Below are 16,216 nucleotides of genomic sequence, written 5' to 3'. Positions count from 1 at the left end.
GAGCGCGGGGCAGCGCGTTAACCAAAAACCGGCGGCGGGGCACATGTAGCGGGCATCGCCGCCCGGACACCTGTCGGGTTGACGGGGCGTCTCACGCCGGGGGGCGCGCCACGATCTCGTGCCCGCGCAGCGGTGTCGTACAGGCGTCGCAGGTCAGCTGGATCTGGAAGTCGCGCCCGCACGCCCGGTGGGTGTAGACCAGGGCGGGTCCCTCGGCCGCCCGGAACCATCGCTGTCCCCAGGTGATGCCGGTCATCGTCACGGGGAAGAAGGCGCGGCCCTTCTCCGTGAGGTGGTAGCTGAGCCAGTCCGGCCGGTCGGCGCCGGGCATCTGCTCGAAGACGCCGAGCTCGCAGAAGACTCGGAGCCGGTCGGCGACGATGGTGGGCGGGGCACCCAGGCGCTGCTCGAAGTCGCGGAAGCGGTGCAGTCCCTGGAAGGCGGCGCCCAGGATTGCCGCCGACCAGCGGTTGCCCACCAGCGCCATCGTCTCGGGGAACATGCCCGCGCCGCCGTCGGCGCCGGAGCCGGAGCGGCGGCGGGTCGTGGCGGCGGGCACCGAGCGTTCCCAGGTGCCGCTCGGCCCGAAACCGCCGACGACGTCGCGGGGCCGTACGGAACGCGAGCAGGCCGCGCAGGTGGGGATGGGCAGGAACTCCCGGCCGCAGCTCCGGTGGACCATCCTGGGCAGCGACTCCCGGTGCTCGGGCACCCAGCGCGACTCCCACGCCCAGACCGAGAGCAGCGTCGGCCACAGGTCCCGTCCCCGCTTGGTCAGCCGGTACTCGAACCGCTTGGCTCCGCTCCGGTACTCGACCCGCTCGAAGACGCCCATCTCGGTGAGGAACGCCAGCCTCCTGGTCAGTACGGCGTGCGAGATGGGCAACTCCTGCCGCCACTCCCCGTAGCGGCGCACCCCGAGCAGGGCGTGGCGCAGGATCAGCAGGTTCCACTCGTCGCCGATCAGTCCCAGGGTGAGGCCGACGGCGTTGGTGTGCCCCGGGGGGAGCCGCGTGGGACGGTCCACGGGGTGCACGAGCACGCGCGTCTCCTGTGACGGCGAGCGTCCGGCGACTTCGACGTCCATGACGTCCATGGGTCCTCTCCTCGGGTGACCGGACCGCGCGGGCACTCGCGTGGCCGGACCATGCGGGCGCTTGTGTGACCGGACCGCGCAGGTACGCGTGTGATCGGACCGCGCGGGCACTCGCGTGACCGGACCATGCGGGCGCTTGTGTGACCAGACCGCGCGAAGGTGACCGCTCCTCGGACCTACCCGGACCCGACGACGAAACTGACGGTCGTGGTCGTGCTGCCGCCGATGTTGAGCGCGCCGAACCGGCGTGCCCCCTCGACCTGGTAGTCACCGGCCCGGCCGGTGACCTGGCGGGCGGCGTCGAGGAGCATCCGGACCCCGGTGGCGCCGACGGGGTGGCCGCCGCCGATGAGACCGCCGCTCGGGTTGACCGGGATGCGCCCGCCGATCTCCAGGTCGCCGTTCTCGACGGCCTTCCAGCTCTCACCGGGTCCGGTGATGCCGAAGTGGTCGATCGCGGCGTACTGCGACATGGTGAAGCAGTCGTGCGTCTCGATGCCGTCGAGGTCGTCGACGCCGTCGACACCCGCGCGGGAGAACGCGTCGAGCACCGCGTTGCGCACGTGCGGCAGCGTGTACGGCTCGTCGCGGCTGCGCTCCAGTTTCATCGCCAGCGGGAGCCCGACGGTCCGATGCCCCCAGCCGAGCACCCTGGCGAGACGGCCGTCGCGCGCGAGTTCGGGGTGGCGGGCCAGGAAGCGCTCCCCGGCCAGCACCACCCCGGCGCCGCCGTCGGTGATCTGGCTGCAGTCCGTACGCCGCAGCCTGCCCTCCACCACCGGGTTGGCCTCGTCGTCGGCGGCGAAGCTCGCCTCGGTGAACGTCCACCCGCGCGTCTGCGCGTTCGGGTTGGCCCTGGCGTTGCGGAAGTTGAGCTCGGCGACGGCCCGCAGGTGGGCGTCGTCGAGGCCGTAGCGCCGGTCGTACTCGTCGGCGAGGGCGCTGAACATGTGGGGCCACATGAACTTCGCGTCCTGTCCCTCGTGGCCCACCCACGCGGCGGCGCCGAGGTGTCCGGCGGCGAGGTCGCCGGGTACGGTGCGCTCCAGCTCCAGGCCCAGGACCAGGGCGCAGTCGTAGCGCCCGGACTCGATGTCGGCCATCGCGGCCAGCGCGGCGACGCCGCCGGAGGCGCAGGCCGCCTCGTGCCTGGCCGAGGGGACCTCCCACAGCTCGGGCTCGACGGTGGCGGGCATGCCGCCCAGCTGGCCCTGGCCGGTGAAGAGCTGGCCGAAGGCGTTGCCGACGTGGATGACGTCGATGTCCGAGGGGGCGAGACCGGCGTCGTCGAGGGTGCCGCGCACGACCTCCCCGGTGAGTTCGGCGAACCCCTGACCGGCCCGCGACCAGTTGCGGGCGAAGTCGCTCTGGTAGCCGCCCAGGATCCATACCGTGTCGGGCATGGGCGCGCCTCCTCGCCGAGATCCGTCTGCTGTCCGCTTCTTACTACAATAAGAAGAGTATGCCGTCAAAGCGCCTCGAACCGATCCTCCAGAACGGATGGCGCGCCATCGCGGCCCCCAGTACGCCGACACCTCGGGAAAGTGAGCGCGGGCGTCTCAGATAGAGGGTGGCAGGGCCGACAGCATGTCGAAGCGGCGGTCGCCCTCGTACAGGGGCGTGGGCGTCGAGAGGGACGCGGGCAGGGGGTCGTACAGCGGCGTGGGCGTCGGGATCGGCGTAGGGATCGGGAGTGGCGGGGGTACGGGGCTCAGCGACCTGTTCCCGCTCTCGTAGAGGACGGCGTACAGCCCGCTGATCAGGCGCCGCACGTCCCGCTCCGGCCGGACCACCAGGCGGATGAACTGACTGGTCATGCCGAGTTTGTCGCCGCACTCGCGGACGAACAAGTGGTGCTCGTCGAGCAGCTGGTCGCGCAGGGCGGCGCCGTCCCTGCCCCCGGGGAGCCGTACCAGCAGGAAGTTGCCCTGGGAGGGGAAGACGGTCAGGCCGGGGACCCGGGTCAGCTGGTGGCGCATCGACTCGCGGTCCAGGGCGACCAGGCGGAGACTGTCCAGATACTCGGACATGTACTGGCGGATCATGAAGACCACGGTCTCGGCGAGGGAGTTCAGGTTCCATTTGGGCAGGGCGCGCCGCACCCTGCCCGCCAGTGCGGGGTTGGCCACCATGTAGCCGAAGCGGATGCCGTGCAGCCCGAAGTTCTTGCCGAGGCTCTTCAGCACGACCACGTTGGGCCGGATGGCGGCCTCGTTCGCGACACTCGGGTACGGCTCGGCGTCGACGAAGTCGATGAACGACTCGTCCACCACGACCAGGTCGAGATCGACGAGCCTGTCGAGCAGGGCGATGACCTCGTGGCGGCGCAGGTAGCCCCCGTCGGGGTTGTTCGGGTTGCAGATGACCGCCACCCGGGAGCCGCGATGCCGGACGAAGTTGACGAAGGCGTCCACGTCCAGCGCGAACCCCTGGTTCTCCGGCAGCGGGTACATGTCCACGCGCTTGCCGGTCTCCATCGGCTGGTCGGTCCAGCGGCCGAACGTGGGGATCGGCACGGCGAGGCTCTCCCTGACCAGCAGGTGGTCGATCCAGGTGATCAGTTCCGTTGACCCGTTGCCCATGACGACGGTCTGCGGGTTGAGGCCCAGCACCCCGCAGAGTTCGGCGGTGATCGTGTCGGCGTCGCTGGGGTAGAACTTCAGGATCGTGCCGAGGTTGTGCTCCAGGACGGCGAAGGCCTCGGGGGTGGGGAAGTACGGGTTGCAGGGGATGCAGAAGTCGATCGGTTCCTCCCCCTCCTCCGGCGCGGCCCGGATGAGCGAGAAGTACGACGGGCTGTGCGCGGCGGTGCGCACTCGGCTGCGATCGGTGGGACCGGTCAACTGGGGCCTCCTCCTGGCGGACGTTCACGCTTCTGACACCCCCAGCTACGCACCTGGGTACGGGCCGGTTCAGCGTTCGAGGTCAGCACCAGCCCCCGCCGCCGGTCGTGGAGGAGGTCACGTCCACGTGGTATTCGTCGCCGTACCGCCCGTCCTCCACGACCCACGCGGAGAAGCCGGACTCTCTCCCGTCGACGGACTTGACGAAGCGGCTCACCCCTTCGCCGTAATCCTCCCGAGAGGGCTTCCAGCCGTCCATGGCCTCGGCGTCCCGGGGATATCGCTTTCTCGCTGCCGTTGACATTCCTTTCCCGGTGTGAGGTATATGGCATATGGTGATGCTCTTTGGTGGCTGGCGCCTGTCATTGGCCACCGTGGTATTCACGCTGGTCACCACCGTGCCACCGGCCGTCGTTCCCGCCGCTCCGGCCGTCGCGGGAGCGGTGAACCCGCTGGAGAGATGCCTGCACGAGTTGAGCTCGTACCAGAACACTTTCAATATCCCCGGCACTGGGCTTTTTCCCTATACGAGCCCGCCGGGATATCTGCCGAACGACCTTCTCAGCTTCCGGACGACAGGGTCGATTGACGTTCAACCCGGAGCGGGCGCTGTGAAGGGGCCTGACGGCGATCCGGTGAACGCGCCCACGACGGGAGGCTGGCCGGCACCGGGACTGCGGCAGTTCGCACTGCTGATGCGCGTCCGGCAGGGACAGGTGCGCCTGGAGAGCAATGGCAGCGTTCCCGACGGTCGCACGCTGGGCGGCACCATGGTGCCTTGGCGCTGGTATGTCGCGGGCTCCTACAGTGGATGCCTGCGCATACTGGAGAACGCTCCGCCATCCATCGAATTCTTGGTTAACGAGCCTTATCTGACGGACAACAGCGGTCGTTTCCTCTCCGTGGGCAAGCACTGGTGGTGAGCCGTCACCCCCGGTCGCCCTGAGGGACCAAGGTAATTCCGGATACGGCCTCGATACCGGTAATAACGGTACCCACGGGTCGTGGTGCCGCTGACAGCGGGCTCTCACCAAAGGGCCGTCGGCGTCACCGCGTCACCGCGTCACGCGCCGAGCGTCACCGTGTCACGCGCCGAGCGTGTCGAGGGAGACCCGCCAGAGCCGGTCGGCCGCGCCGGGGTCGAGGGCGTGGTCCGCGACGCCGCCGGGGGTTCCCGGCACGTGGCGCCGGGCCGGGGCGCAGTCCTCGAAGTAGCGGCCGCCCACACCCTCCAGCAGCGGCGAGGCCGCGACCAGCACGGACGTAGCCGCGCCCTGCTCGGGCGTCTTGAAGGTGTAGCCGCCGCCCGCGATGGAGGCGTCGAGAGCCTCCTGATCCATGTGCCGGGTGAGGTTGGTGAGGATCGCCCCGGGATGCACCGCGTTGACGGTGATGCCGTCATCGGCCCAGCGCCGGTTCGCCTCGACCGCGAACAACGCGTTGGCCGTCTTGGACTGGGCGTAGGCGGCCCTGGCGTCGTAGGCGCGCACCCGGAAGTGCAGGTCGTCGAAGTTCACCGGCTCGCGCAGGTGCGCGACCGAGCTGAGCGCCACGACGCGGGCCCGCCCGGCCGCCGCGAGCGCCCGGTGCAGTCCGGTGGCCAGCGCGAAGTGGCCGAGGTGGTTGGTGGCGAACTGCACCTCCCAGCCCTGCGGCGTCCGCAGCTCGGAGGTCATCATCACCCCGGCGTTGTTGACCAGGATGTGCAGGGGGCCCTCCCAGGCGGCGGTGAAGGCCGCGACGGACCGCTGGTCGGCGAGGTCGAGCGGCGCGACACGGACCCGTCCGCCGATCTCCGCGGCGACGCGCTCACCGGCCAGGAGATCGCGTACCGCCAGGGTCACCTCCGCCCCCGCGCCGGCGAGCGCGCGGGCGGTCTCGATCCCGATGCCGGACGCCCCGCCGGTGACGACGGCGCGGCGGCCGGTGAGGTCGACGCCGGACGCGACCTCGGCGGCGGTCGATCGGGCGGTGAACGGCGTGACGGGGGACGTTGGTTCGATCATGGGACTGCCTTTCTGTCGTACCCCGGCCCAGGCTCCGGGAGCGGGGGCGCCGGGCCCGGTGCCCCCCTTTCAACCAACCACCGGCGGCCCCCGGTCCCGGTACGGGGAAGGGGCCCCCTCCCACCCGGGGTCCGGCCGACCGGGGGTCCAGCGGTACCCCCCACGGGCGGCGGCGCACCACCACCCCTCGCCTAACCTGGGGAGATGAGCGACCACTCCCCCTCCGCCGGGGGCAATGCCGAGTTGCGGGAGTTCCTGCGCTCGCGCCGGGCCCGGATCGGCCCACGGGAGGCGGGCCTGCCCCCGCAGCCGGGAACCCGCCGGGTTCCGGGCCTGCGCCGGGAGGAGGTCGCCCTGCTCGCCGGGGTGAGCGTGGACTACTACATCCGCCTGGAGCGCGGCCGCGACGTCAACGTGTCCGAGGCGGTACTGGAGGCTCTCGCCCGCGCGCTACGCCTGGACGAGACGGAACGTGACCACCTGTTCACCGTGGCCAGGCCCGCCCGCGGGCGGAGCAGGCCGATGCCGCCGCAGCGGGTGCGGCCGGGCCTGTACCGGATGCTGGAGACCCTCGGCGACGTCCCGGCCCTGATCCTCGGCCACCGTACGGACGTGCTGGCCGCCAACCGGATGGCCCGCGCCCTGTACACCGACTTCGACGCGCTGCCGCACCGGGAGCGCAACATGGCCCGCTTCGTCTTCCTCGACGAGACCGCCCGCGCCCTGTACGCCGACTGGCAGGCGTCCGCCCGCGGCACCGTCGCCGCGCTGCACCTCTACGCCGGGCGCCACCCCCGTGACCCCCGCCTCGCCGAGCTGATCGGCGAGCTGTCCCTGCGGGACGGAGACTTCCGCCGCTGGTGGGCCGAGCACGACGTGCACCGCCGGACCTTCGGTACCAAGCGCTACCACCATCCCCTGGTCGGCGAGCTCACCCTGGACTACGAGGCCCTCACCCCCGACGGCGACCCCGACCAGACCCTCGCCGTCCACACCGCCGAACCCGGCTCCCCCTCCGAGCACGCCCTGCGCCTGCTGTCGAGCTGGACCGACGAACCGGCCCGGCTCGACACCTGAGGCCGGCGCGGCCGGTGCGACGGTGACCTCGGCACGGACCCGCAACGCGCCCGGCACCCGGGTGTGCCCGGCCGGGACCGCCACGTCCGGCGTCAGGCCACCGCCAGCAACGGCCGGCGGATCAAAGCCGCTTTCGCCGGGCACCGGCCCGCGGGTCAGCCGCCGTGGACGGCGTCGAATTCGCCACGGGTGATCGCCATAACCCGCACCGGCCGCCCGTTGGCCGGGACCACCGTCTCCCGCTCCTGGCGCATGCCCAGCTTCGTCATGACACGGGCGGAGGCGTGGTTGTCGACGTGACAGACGCTGACGATCCGTTCCAGGCCCGCCTCGGTGAAGCCGAAGCGCAGTGCCTCTCCGGCCGCCTCGGTGGCGATGCCCCGGCCCCAGAAACGCCGTCCCAGCCGCCAGCCGATCTCCACCGCCGGCAGCAACTCGGGCAGGAAGCCGGGAATCGTCAGCCCGGTCCAGCCGGCGAGCTCCCCGGTCTCGCACAGCTCCACGGCGAACATCCCGAAACCGCGCTCGTCCCACTCCCGTTCCATGAACGCGAGCGCGTCCGCGGTCTGCTCCCCGGTGCGGACCGAGCCATCACCGATGAAGCGCATGACCTCCGGGTCTCCGTGGATCGCGACCAGCGCCTCCAGATCCTCCTCGCGCCAGCGGCGTAGCACCAGCCGCCCGGTTCTCCGCATCATCACCGATCGTCTTCCCCTCGGCCCGGCCGCCTCCGGGCGTTCGGTCCCGCGAACACGACGAGGGCGTTCGGGAGTGACCATTGTGCCGCAAGGCCCGATCATCCTCCTGACCGCACCGCATGTGAAGATCGACGAGGGAGTACACCGACGTCGACGAGCGGGACGAGCAGTCCCGCGGGCGCCGGGCACAGGCCGACGAGGCCGAGAGGGCGGCCGTGGCCGAGCCGTCCGGCGATGGGGCGGGCACAGCGGGCTCCGAGGAGGAGTCCGGCTCCGCCCCCCGCCCGGAACAGGCCCGGCACGCCTGCCGGGAGGCCGGGTTCGCGGGCGACGGGCGAAGCGAACCGGTCGACCGGGATCAACGTCTATGAACTGTGAAGCTTTCCACTTCGATCGGTCTCGGCCTCGCGGCGGCCGGGGTGTGCGCGACGGCCGTGGTGCTCTCAGGGACGGTCGGCGAGTCACCGCCGGTACCGGCCACCTGCCCGCAACGCTGGGACGGTAACGACATCGGCGGCTGGGTGCCCGCCGCCGCCGACATCGACGGCGTGGAGGAGTCGCTCGTCCCCGGCTCGCCGGTGAGTGCCCTCATCTGCGCCTACCCCGGGGACAACGCGCATCCGGGGGGTGAGCGGCTGGCCGGTTCGCGAACGCTGACGGACCAGGCGGCGGTGATGGCCCGTGACCTCGCCTACCTCCCGGTGGCCACCGCCGACGTCGGCCGTGGATGCACGGCGATGGGGGGACCGATGACCAACTACCTCATCCGGTTCGCCTACCCCGACGGCCGCGCCCTGTGGGTGGGCGGCGCCGAGGAGGTCAACCGCTGCGGGAGGATCACCAACGGCACGGCCGTCAGCAACTCCTATGCCGGGCCCGCCATCACCGCCGCCTACAAGAACGGAGTCTGGCGGCCCGTACCCCCGAAGGACCCCTGCCGGGGTCCCGGCGACCGCCGGGGTCAGGAGGAGCTGATGGTTCCGGGGCGCCCCGGCCGCCTCACCGTGTGCAGGGACGCCACGTACGCGAGACCGCCCTACCGCAAACGACACAACAGGGACATCGCCCGCGCGCTGGCCGCGACACTGAACTCCCTGGACACCGTGCCGAGCCAGAACAGCTGCCAAGGGCTCGGAGGCCCCGGCGAACGCGGCATCCGGCTCGTATTCGACTACCCGCAAGGACCCGCCGCCGCGGTGACGATCTCGATGGACTGCGCCCCCGCCATCAACAACGGCCTGCTCCAGGCCGACCTGGTCACCCCCGTCCGCGAGCAGATCCTCCGCCTCGCCCCACCATGACGCATGAACAACACCCTGGCAGGCGCTCGACCAGGTTCGGAAGACGCCGTCGTACGCGCCGGCGGCCGGGCGGTTACGCATCCCGACGAAGCCGATGGTCGTGGGTCATGTCGCGTACCTCGCGGTGATCATCTGGTGCAGCCGGTCGGCCATGGCGCGGCCGAAGGCGGGGTCGTTGACGTGCAGGTCCAGCTCCTCGACCTCGACGGCCGAGCCTCGCAGCCCCTCGGCCAGGGCCTCGAAGCAGGACTCGTCGGCCTTGGGGTCGTGGAAGGGCGCCCCCTCGGCGTCGAGGGCGGAGACGCCTCCGAGCGGGACGAACAGCGCGGTCGGGCCGTTGGCCGCGCTCAGCTTGGCGGCCATCCGGCGGCCGAGCTCGCCCATCTCCTCGGCCGTGGTCCGCATCAGGGTCAGGGCCGGGTTGTGGACGTACAGCAGGCGGTCGCCGAAGTGCTCGGGGACGGTGTCGCGGGGACCGAAGTTGACCGTGTCCAGCGCGCCGGGGGCGACCACCTGGGGCACCCCGCGCGCTCCGGCCCTGGTCAGCCGGTCGGGGCCCGCCGACAGGACCCCGCCGACCAGGTCGTCGGCGAGTTCGGTGGTGGTGAGGTCGAGCACGCCCGAGATCAGGCCACTCCCGGCCAGCGACTCCAGGGCCCGTCCGCCGGAGCCGGTGGTGTGGAAGACCAGCACCTCGTATCCGAGCTCGTCCAGCCGTTCCCTGGCGGCGTCGACGGCGGGCGTGGTCACCCCGAACACCGACGCGGCCACGAGCGGGCGGTCGTCCTCGACGACCGGGGACGCGATGCTCACCATGCCGGCCATCGCCGCCGCGGCGTTGCCGAGGATGCGCACGGAGACGCGGTTGACCCCGGCGAGGTCGACGACGCTGTACATCAGCGTGACGTCCTTGGCCCCCACGTAGGGGGACACGTCTCCGGAGGCCATGGTGGAGACGATGAGCTTGGGCAGGCCGATCGGCAGGTCCCTGACGGCCCGCGCCGCGATCGAGGACCCGCCGCTGCCGCCCACCGCGAGCACGCCGTCGAGACGGCCCTGGGCGTACAACTCGGCGAGGACGGCTGCGGCGCCCTCCCCCATTTTCGTGACGGCCGCTCCCCGGTCACCGGTCGCGCGCAGCACCGCGACGTCGGCCCCGGCCGCCAGCGCGACCCGGTCGTTCCCGACGTCGGCGGGTACCCGCGCCTCACCGATGCCCGCGTCGACCAGGACGACCTCGCAGCCGAGGGCGAGTAACCGGTCGTGGAGCCAGGCGTACTCCCATCCCTTGGTGTCCAGTGTTCCCACCAGGCCTATCGTCGGCATCTCGCGCCACGCCTCTCTGTTCGCCGTTGTCCCTGTGCCGCGCCGCCTCGTCGCCGTACCGGTCAGAGCGCGGCGGAGAAGTTTCCGTAGTAACCGCCCAGCTCCTGGCGGTAGACGCTCTGCCGGTAGGTCGCCGCGTTGTACTCCGGCGCGTCCTGGATCTCCTGCTTGGTCCGCGAGATGTACATCTTGCGCTCGTGCCGGTCGATCCGGGTCACCGTGCTGGCCGGGAGCACGACCTTCCTGCCGGAGAGCCAGGAGCCGACGTCGGCCACGACGTAGCTGTCGTCGGTCATGTTGCTCTCCTCCTCCACCAGGCCGACCTTGCCGTCGACGGCCTCCACGTCGAAGCCGATGACGCTCATCGTCTCGTCGGGACCGTAAACGCCCTCGCGATAGCTCCACAGTCCTTCGTTCGTCATGTGCGGGCTCTCCTCGTTCACGATGTGTGTGGCCCCCCGCCTACCCGTGGCGGCCGAGGTAAACGGTGCATCAGGTGGCCGTCGTCCGCCAGGAGGCGGGCCGTACGGCGCGCGAAAAGGCGCCCGGACGATCATCGGGCCGTCCGGGTACGCGAGGGGCCGGGTAGGGGCCGGGTAGCGGGTGCCGCCACCCGGCCCTCGGTGACACGGAGCGGGCCGGGGACCTCCCCGGCCCGCCCCGGTCCGACATCCGCCGGACACCGGCGCGTTCTTCGTGCCATCACCTCTTGGGAAGCCGTCCCGCCTTCCCCGCACAGGGGTGACGGACCCCACCGGGGGACGGCCCGGCGCGATGACACGCGGACCGGAGCGGGGCCGGGGCGATGACACGCGGACCGGAGCGGGGCCGGGGCGATGACACGCGGGCCGGGGCGGGGCCGGGGCGATGACACGCGGGCCGGGGCGGGGCCGGGGCGCGGGGACCGCTATTTTTCCGGGCATGACGATCGCCCGTTCACTGTTGTTGTTCGCTCTCGCCGCCGTCGCCGAGATCGGTGGCGCCTGGCTGGTCTGGCAGGGGGTCCGCGAGCAGCGGGGGCTGCTGTGGATCGCCGCCGGGGTCGTCGCGCTGGGGGCGTACGGGTTCGTCGCCGCGTTCCAGCCGGACGCGAACTTCGGCCGGGTCCTGGCCGCCTACGGCGGGGTGTTCATCGCCGGGTCCCTGCTGTGGGGGATGCTGGCCGACGGCTTCCGCCCCGACCGCTGGGACCTGATCGGCGCGGGCGTGTGCCTGGTGGGGGTCGCCCTGATCATGTACGCCCCGCGCGGCTGAATCCGGAGACCGGACGGCCGCCGGGCGCCATAACCTCCTGGGCGACTGACACCGCGACATCAACTCGTTTCACCTATCGTCTCTGATATATCTCCCGTATCGGGAAATACTTTGTGGTTACTCTTGGGCCGTGCCCGTCTACGTGGCCGTGGATCTCGGACCTGAGAGCGGCCGGGTATTGACCGGCGAATTCGATGGTGAACGGCTCGCGGTGCGCGAAGTGCACCGCTTCGCCAACCGGCCCGTCCGCGTTCTCGACGGCCTTTACTGGGACGTGCTCGGACTTCTCACCCAGGCCCGCGGGGGCATCGCGCTGGCCGCCGCCCGAGGCCGCCTCACCAGCGTGGGCGTGAACGCCTGGGGCGGCGACTTCGCGCTCCTCGACCGCGACGGACGGCTGCTGGCCAACCCCCGCCACCACCTTGACCCCTACACCTCCGGCCTGGCGGGGCTCGTCTCCTGGCAGGACCACTACGAGCTGACCGGGGTCCTTCCGGGGCCGGGCACCACGGCCTGCCAGCTGCTGGCGCACGCCGGGTCCCCGCTCCTGGAGGCGGCCGACCACCTGGCGATGATGCCGGACCTGTTCACGTTCTGGCTGAGCGGCGAGATGCTCGCCGAGCGGACGATCGCGAGCACCAGCCAGCTGCTGGACGTCAGGACCGGCCGCTGGGCGAGCAACCTCGTCACCCGCCTGGGCCTGCCCCGCCACCTGTTCGCCGACCGGCTCACCGAGCCCGGCACGGTCGCCGGCCCGCTGCGCGGCGAAAGCGGCGGAACCGGTGGAACCGGCGGAAACGGCAGGACCCGCGGGACTCGCGGGAACGGGAGGAGCGGAAGGAACGGGAGGGGGCACCGCCCGACCATGGTCGTCGCGGTGGCCGGCCACGACGCCGCCTCCGCCGCGGCGGCGCTTCCCGTCTCGTCCGGCTCGGTCGGCTACATCTCCATCGGTCCCCGCTCGCTGGCGGGGCTGGAGCTCGACGCGCCGGTCACGAGCCGGGAGGCCAGGCTGGCGGGCTTCACCAACGAGGGCGGCGTCACCGGGACCGTGCGCTTCACCCGGGCGCTCAACGGCCTGCGGCTGCTCCAGGAGTGCCGCAGGGCCTGGGGGGTGCGCGCCTCGTACGCGGATCTGGTCGCCGAGGCCGCCTCGGCGCCCGCGTTCGGCCCCCTGATCGACCCCGGCCATCCGTGGTTCCTCGAACCCGGCGACGTGCCGGCCAGGATCGCGGCCTACTGCCGCTCGACCGGCCAGGCGCCGCCCGAGGGCCGCGCGCGGACGGTGCGCTGCGTCCTGGAGAGCCTCGCCTGCTCCTACCGGTGGGCCCTGGAGCGTGCCGAGTTCCTCAGCGACCGGCGGGTGGAGGCCGTGCACCTCGTGGGGGGCGGGGCCTCCAGCGACACTCTCTGCCGGCTCGTCGCCGACTTCGCCGGGCGGCCGGTGCTCGCGGGCCCCGTGGAGGCGACCGCCGTGGGCAACCTGCTCGTCCAGGCGATGGCGGACGGCCGCGTCGGCTCCCTCACCGAGCTGCGCGAGGTGGTCCGCCGCTCGTTCAGGCCTCGGCCGTTCCCGCCCGCCGGGCGGCGGGAACCGTACGAGATCGCCTACTCCCGCTACCGGCGGCTGACCGGGATCGACGGGTTCTGGAACGATACGGAGCCCGAACCGGCCGCCCGGCACCGGACACGCCCGGCCCGGCACGCCGCGTCGACACCGTCGACACCGTCGACGACGTCGGTGCCGTCAGCGCCGTCAGCGCCGTCAGTGGGACTCGCGGGCGACCGCGTCACCGCTGGAGCCGACGAGGAAGTCGAGGTCGGCGCCCCGGTGGGCCTGCATCACGTGGTCGACGTACAGGCGTTCCCAGCCCCGTGACGGCGCGGCGAAGGCCGCCCGCATGGCGTCCGAGGGGCGACGCCCGGCCAGGTCCCGAGGCGGGATGTCGATGTCCAGGCGCCTGGCCTCGACGTCCAGGATAATCGGGTCACCGGTCCGCACCAGGCCGAGCGGGCCACCCGCCGCGGCCTCGGGCGCCACGTGCAGGACCACCGTGCCGTACGCCGTCCCGCTCATCCGGCCGTCGCAGATCCGCACCATGTCACGCACCCCGCGCTCCAGGAGCCTGGCCGGCAGGGGCACGTTGGCCACCTCCGGCATCCCCGGGTAGCCCTTGGGACCGCACCCGCGCAACACGAGCACCGAGGAGGGGTCCACGTCGAGATCGGGGTCGTCGATCCGCGCGCGCATGTCCTCGACGCTGTCGAAGACCAGGGCCCGGCCCCGGTGGCGCATCAGCTCGGGCGAGGCCGCCGCGGGCTTGATGACGGCCCCGGACGGCGCCAGATCGCCGTACAGGACGGCGATGCCCGCGGCCTCCCGCAGCGGCTGGTCACGCGGGCGGATGACGGTCTGGTCCCAGATCCCCGCGTCGTCCAGGTGGTCGGCCAGCGGCCTGCCGGTCACCGTCAGCGCGTCCGGGTCCAGCAGGTCGCGCACCTCGCGCAGCACGGCCAGCAGCCCGCCCGCGCGGTGGAAGTCCTCCATCAGGTGGCGGCCCGCCGGTTGCAGGTCGGCCAGGAGCGGCACCCCGGCGCCGGTGCGGTCGAAGTCGTCGAGGGAGAGCTCGACACCGAGCCGGCCCGCGATGGCCAGCAGGTGCACCACCGCGTTGGTGGATCCGCCGATGGCGGCCAGCGCCACGATCGCGTTGAGGAAGGATCCCCTGGTCAGCAGGGTGCTGGGGCGCAGATCCCGTTCGACGAGCTCGACGGCGAGCCGCCCGGCCTCGTGGGCGCCCTCCAGCAGGCGGCTGTCGGGGGCGGGCGTGCACGCCGTGCCGGGGATGGTGGTGCCGAGCGCCTCGGCGACACAGGCCATGGTGGAGGCGGTGCCCATGGTGTTGCAGTGACCCCTGCTGCGGATCATCGAAGACTCCGAGCGCAGGAACGCCTGCTCGCTCAGGGTGCCCGCGCGGACCTCCTCGCTGAGCCGCCACACGTCCGTGCCGCAGCCCAGCTGCGCGCCGCGGAAGGTGCCGGTGAGCATGGGCCCCCCGGGGACCACCACGGCGGGCAGGTCGACCGAGGCCGCGGCCATCAGCAGGGACGGGATGGTCTTGTCGCAGCCGCCCAGCAGCACCACGCCGTCGATCGGGTTGGCCCGCAGCATCTCCTCGGTCGCCATCGCGGCCATGTTGCGCCACAGCATCGCGGTGGGCCTGACCAGCGTCTCGCCCAGCGAGACGACCGGCAGGTTCATCGGGACGCCGCCCGCCTCCCAGACGCCCCGCTTGACGCTCTCGGCCACCTCGCCGAGATGGGAGTTGCACGGGGTGAGGTCGGAGGCGGTGTTGGCGATCGCGATGTGCGGCCGGCCGTCGAAGGCGTGCGAGGGCAGCCCGCGCCGCATCCAGGCCCGGTGGATGTAGGCGTTGCGGTCGGTTCCGGCGTACCACTGCGCGCTGCGCCGCCCGGCCGTCACGTTCTCAGCCTCATTTGCCGAACGGTAGTCTACGGAACCCGATTCTTGTACCTCCGGCCCCGCCCGGCGGCGCCGTCTGGAAGGTTCCATCCGTGAGAGCGTTCGTCGTGACCGGGCCTCGCCGCTTCGCCGTGCTGGACGTCGAGCCGCCGGTTCCCGGCCCCGGGCAGGTCGTGGTCGACGTGGAGCGGGCCGGGGTGTGCGGCACCGACATGGAGTTCTTCAGCGGCGAGATGGCCTATCTCGAGGAGGAGCACAACGCCCGCTATCCCATGCGGCTCGGCCACGAGTGGTGCGGGACGGTCTCCTCAGTCGGCGAGGGCGTCGACGGCGGCTGGGTCGGCACCCGCGTCACGGGCGACACCATGCTCGGCTGCGGCAGGTGCCGCCGCTGCCTGGGCGGGCTGCAGCACGTGTGCGAGGACCGCTTCGAGATCGGCATCCGGGGCGGGTGGCCCGGTGCCCTCGCCGAGCGGCTCCCGGTGCCGGTCACGGCGCTGCACGTCCTGCCGGACACGGTCGACGCGGTGGCCGGGGCGATGGTCGAGCCGGGCGGCAACGCGCTGCGGGCCGTCGAGGCCGCGGCCCTCGCCCCCGGTGATCGGCTGCTGGTGATGGGACCGGGGACGATCGGCCTGCTCGCCGCCCGGTTCGCCCTGGCGCACGGGGCGGAGGTGCACATCATGGGCCTGTCGGAGCCGTCGCTGGAGTTCGCCCGCACCCTCGGGGTGCACGGGGCGTGGACCTCCGACCGGCTTCCCGATCTCCCGTTCGACGCCGTCATCGACGCCTCCAACGCCCCCGGGCTGCCCTCCCTCGCCGTCGACCTGGTGGAGCCCGGCAGGCGGGTGGTCTACATCGGCCTGGCGCCGGCCCCCAGCGCCGTTGACACCCGCGTGCTGGTGCTCAAGGACGTCACGGCCGTCGGCGTCCTGAGCGCCTCACCCGGCCTGGCCGGGGCGATCGAGCACTACGCCTCGGGCGCGGTGGACCCCCGCCCGCTGGTGGCGGCCGTCGTCGGGCTCGGCGAGGTGGGCGAGATCCTCTCCGGCTCCCGTCCCGCGGGGGCGGGTCCCGGCCCCAAGATCCACGTCGATCCCCGGGCCTGACCGCTCCCCCGCCCGGCGCGGG

15 protein-coding genes are annotated in these 16,216 nt (G+C 72.4%); 6 read left to right on the top strand and 9 right to left on the bottom strand.

Annotated elements, in window-relative coordinates; translation table 11 throughout:
* Positions 1-91 precede the first annotated feature (91 nt).
* From ABD817_RS20420 to ABD817_RS20405, 4 genes are all read right to left on the bottom strand, one after another.
* Positions 92-1,096 (bottom strand): winged helix-turn-helix transcriptional regulator, encoded by a 1,005-nt coding sequence (locus tag ABD817_RS20420; RefSeq protein ID WP_344919618.1) that lies wholly within the window; start codon positions 1,094-1,096, stop codon positions 92-94.
* Positions 1,097-1,272: 176 nt separating this feature from the next.
* Positions 1,273-2,499, bottom strand: coding sequence for an acetyl-CoA acetyltransferase (locus tag ABD817_RS20415; protein WP_344919617.1), 1,227 nt, complete (start codon positions 2,497-2,499; stop codon positions 1,273-1,275).
* Positions 2,500-2,655: 156 nt separating this feature from the next.
* On the bottom strand, positions 2,656-3,939 hold the full coding sequence (locus ABD817_RS20410) for a pyridoxal phosphate-dependent aminotransferase (protein ID WP_344919616.1): 1,284 nt from the start codon (positions 3,937-3,939) through the stop codon (positions 2,656-2,658).
* An 82-nt stretch (positions 3,940-4,021) separates the two neighbouring features.
* Positions 4,022-4,156, bottom strand: coding sequence for a hypothetical protein (locus ABD817_RS20405; protein ID WP_344919615.1), 135 nt, complete (start codon positions 4,154-4,156; stop codon positions 4,022-4,024).
* 115 nt (positions 4,157-4,271) lie between these two features.
* On the opposite strand from ABD817_RS20405, the gene ABD817_RS20400 reads away from it, so the two are divergent.
* A complete protein-coding gene (locus ABD817_RS20400) occupies positions 4,272-4,862 on the top strand; it encodes a hypothetical protein (protein ID WP_344919614.1) in 591 nt (196 codons plus the stop codon).
* A gap of 162 nt (positions 4,863-5,024) precedes the next feature.
* On the opposite strand, the gene ABD817_RS20395 is transcribed toward ABD817_RS20400, so the two are convergent.
* Positions 5,025-5,945 (bottom strand): SDR family NAD(P)-dependent oxidoreductase, encoded by a 921-nt coding sequence (locus tag ABD817_RS20395; protein WP_344919613.1) that lies wholly within the window; start codon positions 5,943-5,945, stop codon positions 5,025-5,027.
* Between the two features lie 204 nt (positions 5,946-6,149).
* On the opposite strand from ABD817_RS20395, the gene ABD817_RS20390 reads away from it, so the two are divergent.
* Positions 6,150-7,022 (top strand): helix-turn-helix transcriptional regulator, encoded by an 873-nt coding sequence (locus tag ABD817_RS20390; RefSeq protein WP_344919612.1) that lies wholly within the window; start codon positions 6,150-6,152, stop codon positions 7,020-7,022.
* Between the two features lie 155 nt (positions 7,023-7,177).
* Here ABD817_RS20390 and ABD817_RS20385 read toward each other — a convergent pair whose 3' ends face one another.
* Complete coding sequence (locus ABD817_RS20385) at positions 7,178-7,720, bottom strand: GNAT family N-acetyltransferase (protein ID WP_344919824.1); 543 nt, start codon at positions 7,718-7,720, stop codon at positions 7,178-7,180.
* Between the two features lie 374 nt (positions 7,721-8,094).
* Here ABD817_RS20385 and ABD817_RS20380 point away from each other — a divergent pair, with 374 nt between their 5' ends.
* On the top strand, positions 8,095-9,021 hold the full coding sequence (locus ABD817_RS20380) for a hypothetical protein (protein WP_344919611.1): 927 nt from the start codon (positions 8,095-8,097) through the stop codon (positions 9,019-9,021).
* A 105-nt stretch (positions 9,022-9,126) separates the two neighbouring features.
* Here ABD817_RS20380 and ABD817_RS20375 read toward each other — a convergent pair whose 3' ends face one another.
* Together ABD817_RS20375 and ABD817_RS20370 are read right to left on the bottom strand one after the other, a co-directional pair.
* Positions 9,127-10,347 (bottom strand): Tm-1-like ATP-binding domain-containing protein, encoded by a 1,221-nt coding sequence (locus tag ABD817_RS20375; protein ID WP_344919610.1) that lies wholly within the window; start codon positions 10,345-10,347, stop codon positions 9,127-9,129.
* A 62-nt stretch (positions 10,348-10,409) separates the two neighbouring features.
* Positions 10,410-10,769: a PRC-barrel domain containing protein gene (locus tag ABD817_RS20370; RefSeq protein WP_344919609.1), complete on the bottom strand. Its 360-nt coding sequence runs from the start codon at positions 10,767-10,769 to the stop codon at positions 10,410-10,412.
* Between the two features lie 499 nt (positions 10,770-11,268).
* Between ABD817_RS20370 and ABD817_RS20365 the strand changes: the two genes are divergently transcribed.
* Entirely contained in the window at positions 11,269-11,601 is a 333-nt protein-coding gene (locus ABD817_RS20365; RefSeq protein ID WP_344919608.1) for a YnfA family protein, read from the top strand.
* 130 nt (positions 11,602-11,731) lie between these two features.
* Positions 11,732-13,480 (top strand): rhamnulokinase, encoded by a 1,749-nt coding sequence (locus ABD817_RS20360; RefSeq protein ID WP_344919607.1) that lies wholly within the window; start codon positions 11,732-11,734, stop codon positions 13,478-13,480.
* On the opposite strand, the gene ABD817_RS20355 is transcribed toward ABD817_RS20360, so the two are convergent.
* A complete protein-coding gene (locus ABD817_RS20355) occupies positions 13,367-15,085 on the bottom strand; it encodes an IlvD/Edd family dehydratase (RefSeq protein ID WP_344919606.1) in 1,719 nt (572 codons plus the stop codon). The two genes, ABD817_RS20360 and ABD817_RS20355, sit on opposite strands and share 114 nt — an antisense overlap.
* A 92-nt stretch (positions 15,086-15,177) precedes the next feature.
* Between ABD817_RS20355 and ABD817_RS20350 the strand changes: the two genes are divergently transcribed.
* Complete coding sequence (locus ABD817_RS20350; protein ID WP_344919605.1) at positions 15,178-16,194, top strand: zinc-dependent alcohol dehydrogenase; 1,017 nt, start codon at positions 15,178-15,180, stop codon at positions 16,192-16,194.
* The last annotated feature ends 22 nt before the right edge of the window (positions 16,195-16,216 follow it).

This window comes from Streptosporangium oxazolinicum, from assembly GCF_039537505.1.
In the GTDB taxonomy this organism is placed as follows: Bacteria; Actinomycetota; Actinomycetes; order Streptosporangiales; family Streptosporangiaceae; genus Streptosporangium; species Streptosporangium oxazolinicum.
This window is presented reverse-complemented; position numbering and strand designations above follow the sequence as displayed.

Coding starts and splice junctions, on each gene's coding strand:
- ABD817_RS20420 (WP_344919618.1), bottom strand. CDS start 1,096: ATGGACGTCATGGACGTCGAAGTCGCCGGACGCTCGCCGTCACAGGAG.
- ABD817_RS20415 (WP_344919617.1), bottom strand. CDS start 2,499: ATGCCCGACACGGTATGGATCCTGGGCGGCTACCAGAGCGACTTCGCC.
- ABD817_RS20400 (WP_344919614.1), top strand. CDS start 4,272: ATGGTGATGCTCTTTGGTGGCTGGCGCCTGTCATTGGCCACCGTGGTA.
- ABD817_RS20395 (WP_344919613.1), bottom strand. CDS start 5,945: ATGATCGAACCAACGTCCCCCGTCACGCCGTTCACCGCCCGATCGACC.
- ABD817_RS20390 (WP_344919612.1), top strand. CDS start 6,150: ATGAGCGACCACTCCCCCTCCGCCGGGGGCAATGCCGAGTTGCGGGAG.
- ABD817_RS20385 (WP_344919824.1), bottom strand. CDS start 7,720: ATGATGCGGAGAACCGGGCGGCTGGTGCTACGCCGCTGGCGCGAGGAG.
- ABD817_RS20375 (WP_344919610.1), bottom strand. CDS start 10,347: ATGCCGACGATAGGCCTGGTGGGAACACTGGACACCAAGGGATGGGAG.
- ABD817_RS20370 (WP_344919609.1), bottom strand. CDS start 10,769: ATGACGAACGAAGGACTGTGGAGCTATCGCGAGGGCGTTTACGGTCCC.
- ABD817_RS20365 (WP_344919608.1), top strand. CDS start 11,269: ATGACGATCGCCCGTTCACTGTTGTTGTTCGCTCTCGCCGCCGTCGCC.